The 15,059-nt window shown below is 67.1% G+C and carries 15 protein-coding genes; 7 read left to right on the forward strand and 8 right to left on the reverse strand.

The annotated features are described in order from the left end of the window. The 4 genes from FOA17_RS12265 to FOA17_RS12280 are packed head-to-tail and all read right to left on the reverse strand — an operon-like array spanning window position 1 to window position 1,333. Window positions 1-267: a flagellar biosynthetic protein FliQ gene (locus tag FOA17_RS12265; RefSeq protein ID WP_149141779.1), complete on the reverse strand. Its 267-nt coding sequence runs from the start codon at window positions 265-267 to the stop codon at window positions 1-3. Continuing rightward, window positions 264-557, reverse strand: a complete 294-nt coding sequence (fliE, locus tag FOA17_RS12270) for a flagellar hook-basal body complex protein FliE (protein WP_149141780.1) — start codon at window positions 555-557, stop codon at window positions 264-266. The genes FOA17_RS12265 and fliE overlap by 4 nt, the downstream gene beginning before the upstream one ends. Before the next feature lie 11 nt (window positions 558-568). Further along, on the reverse strand, window positions 569-949 hold the full coding sequence (gene flgC / locus FOA17_RS12275; RefSeq protein ID WP_149141781.1) for a flagellar basal body rod protein FlgC: 381 nt from the start codon (window positions 947-949) through the stop codon (window positions 569-571). A 3-nt stretch (window positions 950-952) separates the two neighbouring features. Beyond that, entirely contained in the window at window positions 953-1,333 is a 381-nt protein-coding gene (locus FOA17_RS12280) for a FlgB family protein (protein ID WP_149141782.1), read from the reverse strand. Window positions 1,334-1,417: 84 nt separating this feature from the next. On the opposite strand from FOA17_RS12280, the gene FOA17_RS12285 reads away from it, so the two are divergent. Further along, the gene (locus FOA17_RS12285; RefSeq protein ID WP_149141783.1) at window positions 1,418-2,806 is read left to right on the forward strand and encodes a FliI/YscN family ATPase; all 1,389 of its coding nucleotides are present in this window, start codon (window positions 1,418-1,420) and stop codon (window positions 2,804-2,806) included. Here FOA17_RS12285 and FOA17_RS12290 read toward each other — a convergent pair. Next, window positions 2,743-4,494 (reverse strand): hypothetical protein, encoded by a 1,752-nt coding sequence (locus tag FOA17_RS12290; RefSeq protein ID WP_149141784.1) that lies wholly within the window; start codon window positions 4,492-4,494, stop codon window positions 2,743-2,745. The two genes, FOA17_RS12285 and FOA17_RS12290, sit on opposite strands and share 64 nt — an antisense overlap. A 279-nt stretch (window positions 4,495-4,773) precedes the next feature. Here FOA17_RS12290 and FOA17_RS12295 point away from each other — a divergent pair, with 279 nt between their 5' ends. Next, window positions 4,774-5,298 carry a L,D-transpeptidase family protein gene (locus tag FOA17_RS12295; protein WP_149141785.1) on the forward strand — a complete coding sequence of 175 codons (525 nt, stop codon included), beginning with the start codon at window positions 4,774-4,776 and terminating at the stop codon, window positions 5,296-5,298. Window positions 5,299-5,304: 6 nt separating this feature from the next. Here the strand turns inward: FOA17_RS12295 and FOA17_RS12300 are convergent, their stop codons facing one another. Then, entirely contained in the window at window positions 5,305-6,219 is a 915-nt protein-coding gene (locus FOA17_RS12300; RefSeq protein WP_149141786.1) for a LysR substrate-binding domain-containing protein, read from the reverse strand. A 90-nt stretch (window positions 6,220-6,309) separates the two neighbouring features. Here FOA17_RS12300 and FOA17_RS12305 point away from each other — a divergent pair, with 90 nt between their 5' ends. The 5 genes from FOA17_RS12305 to FOA17_RS12325 all read left to right on the forward strand — a co-directional run bounded on the left by FOA17_RS12305 (window position 6,310) and on the right by FOA17_RS12325 (window position 12,200). Beyond that, on the forward strand, window positions 6,310-7,878 hold the full coding sequence (locus FOA17_RS12305) for a trimethylamine methyltransferase family protein (RefSeq protein ID WP_149141787.1): 1,569 nt from the start codon (window positions 6,310-6,312) through the stop codon (window positions 7,876-7,878). A gap of 126 nt (window positions 7,879-8,004) precedes the next feature. Next, a complete protein-coding gene (locus FOA17_RS12310) occupies window positions 8,005-9,558 on the forward strand; it encodes a trimethylamine methyltransferase family protein (RefSeq protein ID WP_149141788.1) in 1,554 nt (517 codons plus the stop codon). A 72-nt stretch (window positions 9,559-9,630) separates the two neighbouring features. Beyond that, window positions 9,631-10,737, forward strand: a complete 1,107-nt coding sequence (locus tag FOA17_RS12315; protein ID WP_149141789.1) for a mandelate racemase/muconate lactonizing enzyme family protein — start codon at window positions 9,631-9,633, stop codon at window positions 10,735-10,737. Between the two features lie 9 nt (window positions 10,738-10,746). Then, window positions 10,747-11,472 carry an SDR family NAD(P)-dependent oxidoreductase gene (locus tag FOA17_RS12320; RefSeq protein ID WP_162528249.1) on the forward strand — a complete coding sequence of 242 codons (726 nt, stop codon included), beginning with the start codon at window positions 10,747-10,749 and terminating at the stop codon, window positions 11,470-11,472. Further along, window positions 11,469-12,200, forward strand: a complete 732-nt coding sequence (locus FOA17_RS12325; protein WP_149141791.1) for an SDR family NAD(P)-dependent oxidoreductase — start codon at window positions 11,469-11,471, stop codon at window positions 12,198-12,200. The genes FOA17_RS12320 and FOA17_RS12325 overlap by 4 nt, the downstream gene beginning before the upstream one ends. 12 nt (window positions 12,201-12,212) lie before the next feature. Here FOA17_RS12325 and FOA17_RS12330 read toward each other — a convergent pair whose 3' ends face one another. After that, window positions 12,213-13,553, reverse strand: a complete 1,341-nt coding sequence (locus FOA17_RS12330) for an NAD(P)/FAD-dependent oxidoreductase (protein WP_149141792.1) — start codon at window positions 13,551-13,553, stop codon at window positions 12,213-12,215. Next, complete coding sequence (locus FOA17_RS12335; protein ID WP_149141793.1) at window positions 13,550-15,055, reverse strand: aldehyde dehydrogenase; 1,506 nt, start codon at window positions 15,053-15,055, stop codon at window positions 13,550-13,552. Before FOA17_RS12335 ends, FOA17_RS12330 begins: the two co-directional genes overlap by 4 nt. Window positions 15,056-15,059: the final 4 nt, after the last annotated feature.

The raw sequence follows: 15,059 nt of genomic DNA on the forward strand, positions 1-15,059 counted from the left end.
TCAGCCTCCTGCGATCAGCGGGATGATCCGCTGTTGAAAGAACTCCACCAGGGAGCTCGTCATGAAGCTCATGCTCACCCAGAAGACCGCGAGCATCGCCGCGACCTTGGGCACGAAGGTCAGCGTCATTTCCTGCACCGAGGTCAGGGCCTGGAACAGGCCGATGACGACCCCTGCCACCAGTGCCACCATCAAGAGGGGCGCGGAGATGCGCACCGCCAGCCATAATGCGGCGCGCAGCATGTCATAGATCTGCTCCGCGCTCATACCGGCATCCTGAGGATTTCCTGGTAGGCCTCCACCACCTTGTCGCGGACGGTCACCACGGTTTCGACCGCCATCTCGCTGGCAGCAAGCGCCTGCACCAGCGCATGCGGGTCGGCGCCGCCCATCATGGCCGACCGCGCCGTCGCCTCGCCGGCCCCCAGCACGCCGACGAATTCTTCGGCGGCGGCGGTGAAGGCATCGGGCTTCTGCTCGCCCGTTCCGGGCTGGGGCGCCGCGGCCGTTCTGGCCGAGGCATAGGTCTGGCTGGCGACGTTCGTGCGCAAATCCATTCTGGATCTCCTTATTTGCGCAGAAGCTCGAACAGGCTCTGCGTCATCTGCCGCGCCTGATCGAACATCCGGAGGTTGGCTTCATAGCTTCGCTGCGCTTCGCGCGCGTCGGCGACCTCGATCACGAGATCGACATTCGAACCGTCGTAATGGCCGGTTTCATCGGCCAACGGGTGACCGGGGTCGTAGATCCGCGCGAGCACGGAGCGATCCAGATGCACCGGAGAGGTTTCGACGCCGCCCGTCTCGGCCATCTCGGCGAAGGAGATGGTCTTGCGGTGGTAGCCGGGCGTGTCGGCATTGGCGATGTTTTCCGACACATGGCGCAGGCGGCTGGCCTGGGCCTGCATGCCCGAGGCGGCGGTGGCCAGCGAGGTGGAGAGATCGGCCATGGCTTACCTCCGCCCCAGGCTGCTGCGCAGGATGCTGGAGCTGTTGCGATAGATCGCCAGCGCCATCTCGTGCTGCTGACGCACCTCGACCGCGCGGACCATCTCCTGCTCCAGCGAGACGCTGTTGCCGTCGGGCGAACTGGCGGTGGCCAGCAGCCGCTCTTCCGCCAGCGGGGTGCTGCCATCGGCCGCGAAGTGCCCGGGCCTTGTGGCCCGCATCGCCGAGGGTGCCGCCCCGTAGGATTCGGCAAAGGGTGCCAGATCCTGCGCCTTGAAGCCGGGCGTGTCGGCATTCGCGATGTTGCGCGCGATCTGGGCCTGGCGCGCGCCGGCATGAACGGCCAGTGACTGCGCCATTCGCACGATTTCAAGTTTTTCAAACATCGGGGCTTCTCCCTCGATCACCTTCATCAAGGCTTAAGGGTGATTCCTTTAGAAACGGTAAGCAGGGAACAAAGGGAGAAACCCATGGCCGGACTTTTCGATGGTCTCATCGCGGAAATCGGCACGACGCGGGTGACAACGCGCATCGGCCGCGTGGCCGAAATCGGCCGCGGCACCATCGTCGCGCAGGGCTTGTCGGGCCATGTCGGGCTGGGCGACCGCGTGACGATTCGCAGCGCGCGGGGGGCGCTTGCGGGTGAGGTGGTCCGGGTCGCGCGGGATGGGGTCTGCATCCTGCCGGAAAGCACGCCCGAAGGCACCACCATCGCCGATATCGTGGAGGTGGCGGGCCGCGCGGTGATTGCCCCGGATGACAGCTGGATCGGCCGGGTGGTCGATCCCTATGGCCGGCCGCTGGACGGGCGGCCGCTGTTTCGCGGTGCGGTGGAACGTGCGGTGCGCGCACCGGCCCCGCCCGCGGCGCAGCGGCGGCCGCTGGGCAGGCGGCTTGCCACCGGGATGGCGGCCTTCGACACGCTCTTGCCGCTGGTCGCGGGGCAGCGGATCGGGCTTTTTGCCGGCTCTGGTGTCGGGAAATCCTCGCTTCTGGCGCGGTTTGCGCGGGGGATCGAGGCCGATGTGGTGGTGATGGCGCTGATCGGTGAACGCGGGCGCGAATTGCGTGAATTCACCGACCGCGTGCTGGGTCCGCAAGGGATGGAGCGGTCGGTCATCGTCACCGCGACCTCTGACCAGTCGGCGCTGGCGCGGCGCAGCTGCGCCTGGACGGCGATGGCGGTGGCCGAACATTTCCGCGATCAGGGGCTGCATGTGCTGTTCCTCGCCGATTCGATCACCCGCTTTGCCGAGGCGCATCGCGAGATCGCCCTGACCGCGGGCGAAGAGGGGAACATGCGTGGTTTTCCGCCCTCGACCGCACATCTGATCATGTCGCTGGCCGAACGCGCCGGCCCCGGGCCCGAGGGGGCCGGCGACATCACGGCGGTCTTTTCGGTGCTGGTCGCGGGGTCCGACATGGAGGAGCCGGTGGCCGATATCCTGCGCGGCGTGCTGGACGGGCATGTGGTGCTGGATCGTCGCATCGCCGAACGCGGGCGGTTTCCGGCGGTGGATCTGCTGCGTTCGGTGTCACGGTCGCTGCCCGACGCGGCGACTGCGCAGGAAAATGCCCTGATCGCCGAGGCGCGGCGGTTGCTGGGCGCCTATGAACGGGCCGAGTTGATGGTGCAGGCCGGGCTTTACGCGCCTGGATCCGACCCGGTGATCGACCGGGCGATCAAGGTCTGGCCGGAGCTTGACCTTTTCCTGTCGGAAAGCGCCGAGGCGGGCGTGGATCAGAGCTTTCAGCGGCTGGCGGCCTGCCTCGGGTCGGGTGACGGTCCGGGCGGTCAGCCGCCCGGCACCAGCATGACGAGTGCCGCGCGCATGTCGTCGAGCCCGGCGCAGGGGTGACAGCCGAGTTGCCGCAGGTCAGGCGTGACATCGACCGGCAGGCCGGAATTCGAATCCGCCGGCACCTCGTTCAGGCGCCCGCCGATCAGCAGGGGGAGCGCCACCCCCCGCGCGGCCATCGCGGCCAGCACGGCCTTGGCATAGCTGAGCGCGACACCGTTATAGGTGCTGATCGCCACCGCCTCTGCCCCGCCTGCGATGGCGCGGTCGATCAGCACCTCGGCATCCACCGCGACGCCGGCATCCACGATCGCGGCGCCCAGCCCGTCCAGCGCCTGTTCGACCAGGTATTTGCCATGCTCGTGCACATCAGTCGTGCCGAGGCAGACCCGCAGGGGGCGCGGCAGCGCGGTCTGGGTGGCGAGCCAGCTTTCGGCCTTGTGGTTCAGTTCGCGCGCCCATTCGGCATGGATCAGCGGCAGGCGTCCGCGTGGCCCTTCGGCGCCGGGGCCGAACAGCGCCTCCATCCGCCGGGGGCCCATGCGCCGGATCGCCAGCAGAAGCGCGGCCGGATCGTCGATCGGCACGCCGCGATCGGCAAGCCCGGCCAGAGCTGCCGCCGCGAAATGCTGCCCGCCCGCGACCAGCCGGTCGGCCATCGCCTCGACCCGGGGCCAGTCGAAAACCGCGTCGTAAAAGGGCGCATGTTCGGCCAGTCGATGCGCAAAGATCTGGGCGTCGATGATTTCCTCGACATCGGGGATGCGCTGGTTCTCGGTCACCGGCACAGGGTTGATCGCGTGCCCCAGCGGCCAGCGGCCAAGCGCCACGATGTCGGTCAGCAGATAGCTGGCGAGGCTGGCGTAATTGCCGGCGGGCGAGGATTGATAGGCGACGGTATTGCCAAAGATCATCGAGCCGGGCGTATCGCTGACCCGCGCCAGCGCGGCGTGAAAGGCGCTGCGCGACAGCGGGTCGCTGAAATGGTGGCCATAGCAATGGGCGAGGCGGGCGCCGATCAGCCGCTCCACGATATGCTTTTCGATCAGCACCATGCCAAGCGCGCAGGACATGTCCAGAAACAGCCCGGCAAAACCGTCATCCAGGTTGGAATGGACCAGAATCTCGGCCTTTTGCGCGGCGAGAAGCGCGATGGCGGTGACCGTCGCCTCGGTCGTGGCGACGTCGTCGTCCCAATAGGGCAGGCGAAAGGTGAAATACTGGCCCAGATTGCCAAAGGTCGAAACCCCGGCGGCCAGCGCGGCGCAGGTGTTTTCGACGGCGCCGGGCAGGCCCAGCATGAAATCGCCGAAATGCGCTGCCGCCGGCGCGGCATGGGTGATGCGGACGAAATCCTCGGGCCCGTCCAGCACGATGCCGGTGCCGCGCGTCGCCCGGGCGCGCAGGGCGCGCGGATAGCCCATCGACCAATCGAGCGTGATGCCGAAGCGATCGACCGTCACGCCGGCGGCGCGGCAGTTCCGATGCACCTCGCCGATGGCCCAGATCGTGCGGTCCACATTGCGAAACCCGATATGGGCGTGCTGCATGATGCGGCCGCTGGCGGTGACCTGACGCTTGTATTCCGCCTCCGATCCGACGGCGTGGGTGGTCAGAAAGGGGCAGGGGCCCAGTTGCCAGTCGCGGGCCAGCCCACGCCCGGCGGCGATCAGTTCGACGCCGGGGCGCAGCCGGGGGTCGGTCAGGGGCGCGATTTCGGGGGCGGTTTCGGGCCGGGGCTCTGACATGCTCTGGCGTCCTTCGTTTCTGTCGGCGCGGCGGCAGGGCGCCCGCCCGGCCCGAGCCTAAGGGCGCGGCATTTCCGCTGCAAGCCGGCCGGTTTCCAACCCCGACCGGCACAAGGCGGCGATCCAGGGCGACATGCGCTGCGCGATGAACCTGCCGTCGTCACCCCCCGCTGCCTCTTCGCGCGCCAAAACGCCGGGCAGAGGAGGCCGCGCCGCAACAGGATGACTTTCGCGCGCTGGCCTGCCATTTTCCGAAGGATGACTGGACAGGAGAACGGATTGGATCTGATCGTGACCCCTCGGGACGAGACACAGGGCGGCGGCTGGCAGGCCCGGTTCGGCAGCCATGTCTGGCAGGCCGCTGTCGGGCGGTCGGGCATCGGGCCAAAGCGGGCCGAGGGCGACGGGATCAGCCCGCAGGGCTGCTGGCCGATCCACCGGGTGCTGTATCGCGCCGACAAGATCGCGGCGCCGGTTTCGGTGTTTCCGACCTTTGCCATCGCGCCCGATGACGGCTGGTGCGACGCGCCGGATCATCCGGACTACAATCGCCCGGTCCGACGCCCCTTTGCCGCCAGCCATGAGGAGATGTGGCGCAGCGATGATCTTTACGACATTGTCGTGGTGCTGGGGCAGAACGATGCGCCGGTGGTGCCGGGGGCCGGCAGCGCGATCTTTCTGCATGTGGCCAGCCCCGGCTATGGCCCGACCGCCGGCTGTGCCGCGCTGACGCGCGCGGATCTTTTGGCCTTTCTGGCCGAGGCCAACCCCGAGACGCGGCTGTGTTTCCGCGCCGACGGCTAGGAGCCGTCAGGGATGTGGGCTGCGTTGATCCAGCAGCCAGTCGCGCACCTGCGCCGCGTGGCGCGACAGCACCATGTCGCGCGGCCAGATCACATGGAAATCCTTGCCGGTGGCAAGCGACTGGTCGGTCATACGCGCCAGAACGCCCTTGGCGACCAACCCCTCGATCAGATGGTGCCAGCCAAGCGCCACGCCTTGCCCTTCGATCACCGCCTGCACGACCAGCACATAATCGTTGATCCTGAGCCCGCGCGGCACCGCCGAGGCGGCGATGCCCTGGGCGGCGAACCAGTCCTTCCAGGTGGTCGCCGACCGGAACGGTTCCTCCAGATGGATCAGCGGATGGGTCAGCAGATCGTGCGGCTGGACCGGGCCCGCGGACAGGCGCGGATGCGCGGCCGAGGCGACAGGATAGATCACTTCGGGCGCCAGCACGGCGGCCTGATATTGCGGCCAATCCGAAGGGTAGCCGCCGCGCACGCCCAGCGGAATGCCCTCGCCCACCAGATCGAGATCACGGTCCGAGGTCTGGATCCGCAGATCGACCTCGGGCAGGGCGGCGCGGAACCGCTCCATCCGGGGCACCATCCAATAGGCGGCAAAGGCGGTGGAACAGGCCAGCGTCACATGGCTTCCGGTCGCGGCCGCGCGCAGGCCCTGCGCCGAACGCTGGATATGCGACAGGCCGATCGTCACATCGGCATGAAAGCGCTGCCCCGCCTCGGACAGCCGGACGCGCCGGTATTCGCGCAGGAACAGCGCCGTCCCCAACTGGTTTTCCAGCCGCGCGATGGCGTAGGAGACGGCGGCCTGGCTCATGCCCAACTCGCGCCCGGCGGCAGAGAAACTGGCCAGCCGTCCCGCAGCCTCGAACACCACGAGACTGCCGAGCGAGGGGAGGAGATGGCGCAGCGTTTCCATAAGATCACCTTATCAGTTCAATGAAGATTTTCCAGCGTTACAGGTGGCGGGCGCAAGCCTAATCTCGCGGCAGATTCTGGAGGAACGATCATGGCGGACGGGAACGAGCTGGGCCGGGAAGCGAAACGCGCGCGCGGCGGTCGCACCCAGCGGCGCGAGGAGCGGTCGCGCGGTGCGGCGGTGCATCGGCCCTATATCGTGCGTGGCATCCCGACCTATGACATCCTGTCGGAAGAAAGCCTGGTGCGGATCGAACGGACCGCCGAGCGGATTCTGGCGGAAATCGGCATCGAACTGCGCGACGACGCCGAGGCGATGCAGCTTTACAAGCGCGCCGGCGCGCAGGTCACCGACCAGTCCGAGGGGATCTGGCGGATCCGGTTCGAGCCGGGCATGGTGCGCGAGATCCTGAAAACCGCGCCGGCCGAATTCACCCAGCACGCCCGCAATCCGGCGAACAATGTGCAGATCGGAGGGCGCAACGTGGTCTTCGCGCCGTCTTATGGCAGCCCCTTTGTCATGGATCTGGATCGCGGCCGCCGCTACGGCACGATCGAGGATTTCGAGAATTTCGTGAAGCTGAGCCAGGCTTCGCCCTGGCTGCACCACAGCGGAGGCACGGTCTGCGAACCGACCGACGTGCCGGTGAACAAGCGGCATCTGGACATGGTCTATGCCCATATCCGCTATTCCGACCGTGGCTATCTGGGTTCGATCACCGCGCCCGAACGCGCCGCCGACAGCGTGGAGATGTCGCGCATCCTGTTCGGCGCGGATTTCGTCGATCAGAACTGCGTGGTGATGGGCAATTTCAACACCACTTCGCCGCTGGTGCTGGATGGCGTCACGGCGGCGGGGATCCGCACTTATGCGGCGGCCAATCAGGGCTCCATCCACCTTCCCTTCCTGCTGGGCGGCGCAGTGGCGCCGCTGACCATTGCCGGGATGGTGGCGCAGGGCCTGGCGGAAAGCATGTCGTCCTGCGCGCTGGCACAGCTGGTGCGGCCCGGCGCACCGACGGTGCTGGCGAGCTTTTTCTCCTCCATGAGCCTGCGGACCGGATCGCCGACCTTTGGCACGCCGGAACCAGCCATCGGGTCGCTGGTCATGGGGCAACTGGCGCGGCGGCTGAACATGCCCTTGCGCTGTGCCGGGAATTTCAGCACCTCGAAACTGCCGGACGGGCAGGCGATGCAGCAAAGCATGATGTCGATGATGTCGGCGGTGCAGGGCGGGGCGAATTATGTGCTGCATTCGGCAGGCTTTCTCGACGGGCTCTTGTCGATGTCCTACGAAAAGCATGTGATGGATACCGACATGTGCGGCGCGCTGCATGCCTATCTGGATGGTATGGCCGTGGATGACGATGCGCTGGCCTTTGACGCGCTCAATGAGCTGGGGCCGGGGCAGCATCTGTTCAGCACCCAGCACACCCTGCGCCATTACGAAACCGCCTATTGGGATTCCGCGCTGGATGACAACCAGCCCTGGGAAACCTGGGATGAGCAGGGCGGCATCGACAGCGCCCGGCGTGCCAATACGCGCTGGAAAAAGACGCTGGCGGAATACGAGGCTCCGCCGCTGGATGCCGGCATCGACGAGGCGCTGCGCGACTTCATGGCCCGTCGCAAGGGTGCCGTGCCCGACATGTGGTATTGACCGCGAAAGGCGGGGTCGGAGCCCCCGCCGCATGTCGCAAAATCATCCGTCCGCTTCGCAGCCATGACTGTGGCGATTCGCGGTTCGGCGCCTGATGGCGTCATCCGTATCGCAAGGAGCCACGCGATGAACGAAGTCGTCAACAGGACCGGCCGTGCCGGTGGCCGCGGCGCCCGCCGCGCGATGCGGGCCGCGCCCGATTTCGACATGTTGCCGGCCCTGCGCCGGGGCATCCCCGAATGCGAGGTGATAGACCCTGCCCGGGTCGAACAGATCGACGCGGCCTCGATGGCGATCCTCGAAGACGTGGGCGTGGTCTTTCGCGACGAGATCGCGCTGGCCGATTGGCGCCGCGCGGGCGCAAAGGTCGAGGGCGACCGCGTCTATCTGGATCGCGGGCTGGTGCGCGAACTGATCGCAACCATACCCTCTGGCTGGACCTACCGCGCCCGCAACCCGGATCGCAGCCTGCCCTTTGGCGGCAAGCATTCGATCTTTGTGCCGATGACCGGCGCGCCCTTCCTGCGCGATCTCGACGACGTGCGGCGCTGGCCGACGATTGCCGACCTGAACATGTTTCACAAGTTGTCGCATATGTCGCCGGCGCTGCATTCGACCGCGCATCACATCGTGGAACCGATGGATCTGAAGGTGAGCCACCGCCACCTGCACATCACCTATTCGTCGATGAAACATTCCGACAAGACCTTCATGGGCATGACGACCAGCGGCCGGAACGCCGAGGATGTCATGGCGATGTGCGAGATCCTGTTTGGCCGCGACGTGATGGAGGAAACCCCGGTCACCACGGGCAATTGCAATGGCAATTCGCCGTTGGTCTGGGATGAAACCATGCTTTCCGCCATGCGCGCCTTCGTCAGGCGGCGGCAGCCGGTGCTGTGTTCGCCCTTCGTGCTGGGCGGCGCGAATACGCCGGCCTCGGTCGCGCCCGCCGTCGCGCAGCTCAATGCCGAGGCGCTGTCGGCGCTGGCCTATACGCAGGTGATCCGCAAGGGGGCGCCGGCGATCTATGGCCATTACCTTTCGACCGTCAGCATGAAATCCGGCGCGCCGATGGCCGGGACGCCGGAAATCAGCCTGATGAATTTCATGATCGGGCAGATGGCGCGGTTCTATGGCGTGCCGTGGCGCACCTCGAACCTGTTGGGCGGGGCCAAGACCTTTGACGCGCAGGCGGGCTATGAAAGCGCGATGACGATGAATGCGGTGCTGCATGCCGGGGCGAATTACATCTGGCATTCGGCCGGCTGGAACGAGGCGGGGATGCATTGTTCGACCGCCAAATTCGTCGTCGATGCCGAGATGTGCGCCATGGGCTATCGCATGGCCGAGGGTGTTCGCTGGGATGATTTCGATACCGCGATGCAGGCCGTGCGCGATGTGGGGCCGGGCGGGCATTACCTTGGCCATCCGCACACGCTTGAGAATTTCGAGCGCGCCTTCTTCATGCCCAGGCTCTTTGACAACAACTCGATCGAGCAATGGCAGGCCGAAGGATCGGTGGAAATCACGCAGCGCGCGCTGGATCGGGCGCGGCAATTGCTGGCCGATTACGAAGAGCCAAAGCTGGATCCCGGCACGGACGAGGCGCTGCGCGACTATATCGCCCGCCGCGAGCGCGAGATCCCGGCGGTGGACGAACTGAACACCGAATACTGACCCCCGCCAGGGGCCGCCCCGCATCGGGCGGCCCTTCTGCACCGCGATCCGCCAGCAGATGAACAGGGCATCATGAAGATCACCGAGATCCACATCTATTCGCACGACCTTCCGGTCAAGGACGGTCCCTATCGCATGGCCATGACCGAGGTCTGGACCCTGCCGACGACGCTGGTGAAACTGGTTTCCGACACCGGCCATGTCGGCTGGGGCGAGACCTGCCCCGTGGGTTCCACCTATGCCGAGATGCATGTCGGTGGCGCGCAGGCCGCCTTGCGCGCGATGGGGCAGGGCTTGATCGGTTGCGAGGTCGCGCCGATCCCGCTGCATCAGCGGATGGAGGCGCTGCTGAACGGGCACAACTATGCCAAGGCCGCCATCGACATTGCCGCGCATGATCTGCTGGGCCGGGCCTTGGGGGTTTCGGTGGCAACGCTGCTGGGCGGGGCGCTGACGGATCGTGTGCCCTCCTATTACTCGACCATCGTGGGCGACCCGGATGAAACCGCCCGGATCGCGGCGGACAAGGCCGCCGAGGGCTATCCCCGGCTTCAGATCAAGGTCGGCGGCCGGCCGGTAGAGATCGACATCGCCACCGTGCGCAAGGTGTGGGAACGGCTGCGCGGCACCGGCACCCGTCTGGCGGTGGATGGCAATCGCAGCCTGACCACGCGCGATGCGCTGACGCTCAGCCGCGAATGCCCCGACATCCCCTTCGTCCTGGAACAGCCCTGCAACACGGTCGAGGATTTGCAGAAGATCCGCCCGCAGATCCGCCATGGCCTTTACATGGATGAAAACAGCACCAGCCTGAATACGGTGGTCAGTGCCGTCGGCACCGGGCTGGTGGACGGGTTCGGGATGAAGGTCACCCGCATCGGGGGATTGCAGCCGATGCGGGTGTTCCGCGACCTTTGCGCCGTGCGCAACCTGCCGCATACCTGTGATGACAGCTGGGGCGGCGACATCATCGCGGCGGCCTGCGCCCATATCGGTGCCACGGTGGCGCCCAGGCTGATGGAGGGCGCCTGGCTCGCCCAGCCCTATATCGACGGCCATTACGATAGCCGCAACGGCGTGCGGATCGAGGGCGGGCATATCGCGCTGCCGCAGGGGCCGGGCCTGGGCGTGGTGCCCGATGACGGGCTTTTCGGCGCACCGATTGCTTCTTTTGCCTGAGGGGGGATCATGGATCTGCAAGGAAAATGCGCGCTGGTGACCGGCGCCGCCGGCGGGATCGGCGCGGCGGTGGTCGCGGCGCTGCGCGGGCAGGGCGCCCGGGTCGCGGTGGCGGACCGTGACGTGTCGGGCATCGTGGCCGAGGCGCATCTGCCGGGTGACCTGCTGGACCCGGCCTATGCCGATGGCCTGCCGGCGGCGGCGCAAGCGGCGCTTGGCGGGCTGGATATCGTGGTGAACAACGCGGGCGTCATCACGCGCGGCAAGGTGACCGAGACCAGCGACGCCGATTGGCTTCTGTCGCTGGGTGTCAATGTCGAGGCGCCGTTCCGCATCTGCCGCGCGGCGATCCCGCTGCTGCGGCCGGGGTCTGCCATCGTCAATGTCGCCTCGTGCTGGGGGCTGCGGCCCGGGCCGGGCCATGCGGTCTATTGCATGACCAAGGCGGCCATTGCCTCGCTCACGCAGTGCATGGGGATGGATCACGCCGAAAAGGGCATCCGCATCAATGCTGTCGCCCCGAATGAGGTGAACACGCCGATGCTGCGCAGCGGGTTTGCGCGGCGGGGCTTTGACCCGGATACGGCGGTGGCCGAGCTGGGCAAGACAGTGCCGCTGGGCCGCATCGCGGAACCCGAGGATATCGCCGATGTGATCCTGTTCCTTGCCTCGGACGCCGCGCGCTATATCTGCGGCGCGGTGATCGAGGTGAATGGCGGAAAGCCGGTCAAATGAGCCGCTTTGCAGGAAAGGTCGCGCTGGTGACCGGCGGGCGGTCGGGTATCGGCCAGGCCATTGCGCGACGGCTGGCCGAGGAGGGCGCGCGGGTCTTTACCGCGCAGCGCGGGCCGGACCCGGCATTCGAGGGGATCGAGGCCGATTTCACCGATCCCGCCAGCCCCGAAAGGGTGGTGGCGGTGCTGGTTGCGCGGGCCGGGCGGCTGGATGTGCTGGTCAACAATGCCGGCATGATGCAGGAGGCGGCGGTCGGCGACATGGCGCTGGCCGATTGGGAACGCACCCTCCGCGTGAACCTGACCGCGCCTTTTCTGTTCATCAAGGCCGCCCTGCCGCATCTGCGCGCCGTGCGGGGCGCCATCGTCAATATCGGCTCGATCGAGGGTCTGGGCGCCAATCCGCGCCACGCCGCCTATTGCGCCAGCAAGGCCGGGCTGCACGGGCTGACCCGGGCCGTGGCGGTGGATCATTCGACCGAATTGCGCTGCAACGCCGTGGCGCCGGGCTGGATCGACACCGATCTGAACGAGGCCTTTGTCGCCGCCATGCCCGACCCGGCGGCCTTTCGCGCCAATATCGGCCGCATCCACCCCGTCGGCCGCACCGGCCGCCCGGATGAGGTGGCGGCGCTGGTGGCCTGGCTGGCCAGTGACGAGGCGGGCTTTGTCACCGGACAGGTCTGGACGGTGGATGGCGGGCGCATGGCCCGGCTGTCGCTGCCGTGACGCGCGCGCGGCCTATTCCGCCGCCGCGCGCCATTCCTTGTAGCGCAGATAGGCATTGGCCCCGATGGTCGAGAACGGTCGCGGCGGCAATTTGCGCGGCGGCGCCTCGGCGGTGAAATGCCGTGTCGCGTCGCTCTCGATGCCGCAGGCCAGATCGGCGGCCGCGATGCCGGTCAGGGTGCTGCGGGTGGTGCCCAGCCCGTTGCAGATGCAGGCGGCGTAAAGATCCTGTTCCAGTTCGCGCATCATCGAGACGCCGTTCTGGCTCAGGCACAGATGGCCCGCCCAGGTGAATTCCATCGCCAGGCCGCGCAGCTGCGGAAAGCGGTCATCGAACTTTTCGCGATGCACGCCGGCGCTGCGGCGGATCATCGTTTCGGGGGCCTCCATCCCCGGTTCGAAACTGGCGCAGGTGCGGGTGATGATGCGATGGCCGCCCTGACCCGGGTCGATGCGGCGCATGGTGGTGCCCATCGGGTCTGACGGGGTCACCCCCCAACGGGGCTGCCCGCTCAGGGCGCGGATCCCCTCGGCGCCCAGATCGACGCTCATCGAGGCGTAAAGGAAGATGTGCATCAGACGGTTGCGGGCAAAGCCAAAACTTTCCAGCTGGCCGTTATTGGCCATGATCACCTTGCCCGCGCTGACCTGGCCCCCGGGCGTGCGCAGCGCCCAGCCCTGACCCTGCCGCACCATCGCCTGCACCGGCGAGGCTTCAAATACCCCGACGCCGTCGCGCCGCAGCCCTTCTGCAAAGCCGCGGATATAGCCGGCGGGTTGCAGCATCACCGTGCCCGGCGTGTACAGCCCCGAGACATAATGCGCGCTGCCGGTCAGTTCGCGCATGGCCTGCGCATCCAGATAGGTGCTGCCCTCGCCCATCGTCGCCAGATGGTCGGCATAGGATCGGTTCAGCCGGTCGGCCTGTTCCGAGGCGGCGCCGTTCACCTTGCCGGCGGGGTCAAAGAAATTGCGGTCGATGCCGTAATCCGCCACCACGCCCTCGGCAAAGCCGATGGCGCTGCGGTTCAGCGCGATCAGCGCGCGGTCATCGCCGCCGCCGGAATAATCCTCTGACGTCAGCTCATGCGGCAGGTCGATCATGAAGCCCGAATTGCGGCCCGAGGCGCCTTCGGCGATGCGGCTGGCCTCCAGCACCGCGATGCGGGCGGAGGGGTGCAATTGCCGCAGCCGTCGCGCCGCCGAAAGCCCGGCAAAGCCCGCCCCCACGATGGCGAAATCGACGACAAGGTCGGTGTCCAGCACCACCGGGCCGGGCTGGCCCGGCAGGATGGCGGACCATGCGGCGGGGCCCCGATGCACCGGGATCCGCCGCGCGGTGTGATCGGTCATTGCACCGCCTCGTCGCCGTCATCCGCCAGATCGACCCAGATCGTCTTGAGCTGGGTATACTGGTCATGGGCATGGATGCCGTTGTCGCGCCCGCCAAAGCCCGATTGCCGGAACCCGCCAAAGGGCGTGGTATTGTCGCCCTCGCCAAAGCTGTTCACCGTCACCGTGCCGGCGCGGATCGCCCGCGCGCCGCGGATCGCGCGTTTGACATTGGCGGTGAAGATCGAAGCGGCGAGGCCGTATTCGGTGTCATTGGCCAGCGCGATGGCCTCGTCAAAGCTATCGACCGTCAGGACGGACAGGACGGGGCCAAAGATTTCTTCGCGTGCCTGGCGGGCATCGCGGGCGACCTCCAGGATGGTCGGCTCCACAAAGCCGGCCTCGGCCTTGCCGCCCAACAGAACCTTCGGCCCGCCAGCCTTGCCGTTCTGGCCCAGGTAAGACGCGACCTTTTCAAAATGCGCGCTGCTGACCAGCGCCCCCACCCGGTTGACCGGATCGAGCGGGTCGCCCATCGGCCATTCGCGGGCATGGGCGCGGATGCGGGCCAGCAATGCGTCCTTGACGCCCTTCTGCACGATCAGCCGCGACGCGGCAGAGCAGTTCTCACCCATGTTCCAGAAGGCGCCATTGACGATATGCGCCGCCACGCGATCCAGGTTTTCGGCATCGTCCAGCACCACGGCGGGGTTCTTGCCGCCCATTTCCAGCGTGACTTCCTTGAGGTTCGATTCCCCCGCATAGATGAGGAAGCGCCGCCCCGTCGCGGTGGAGCCGGTAAAGGACACCGCGTCGATATCCATGTGGCGCCCGATGGCCTCGCCGGTCTCGCCGCCGCCGGGCAGCACGTTGAACACGCCCGGCGGAATGCCCGCCTCCATCGCCAGTTCCGCCAGCCGCAGCGTGGTGAGCGAGGTCTCCATCGCCGGCTTCACGATCACCGAACAGCCCGCCGCCAGCGCCGGCCCGATCTTCCAGGCCAGCATCAGCAGCGGAAAGTTCCAGGGCAGCACAAGGCCCACCACGCCCACGGGTTCGCGGACGATCATGGCGATGTGATTGTCGGAGGGGGGCGAGACCTGATCATAGATCTTGTCGATCAGTTCTGCATGCCAGGTCAGGCAGTGGATGGTTTCGGGCACATCGACGGTTTCGCAATCATAGATGGTCTTGCCGCTGTCCAGGCTTTCCATCACCGCCAGTTCGCGGGCATTGCGGCGGATCAGCTTGGCCAGCCGGATCAGCACCTCCTTGCGGTCGCGCGGATGCAGGCGCGACCAGCGACCGTCCTCGAAGGCGTCGCGCGCCCTGGCGACGGCGAAATCCACGTCCTCGGCACCGCAGGCGGCGATCTGCGCCAGCGCCGCGCCGGTGGCGGGGTTCACGCTGTCAAAGGTCTTGCCGGATTTCGCCGGGCAGAAATGGCCGTCAATGAAGGCCTGGGTCGGAAAGGTCAGGTCCGCGGCGATGGCCTTGTATTCTTCATGGGTCAGCAGGGTCATGGCC

Origin of the sequence: Gemmobacter caeruleus, assembly GCF_008271655.1 — a bacterium.
Lineage (GTDB): Bacteria > Pseudomonadota > Alphaproteobacteria > Rhodobacterales > Rhodobacteraceae > Gemmobacter > Gemmobacter caeruleus.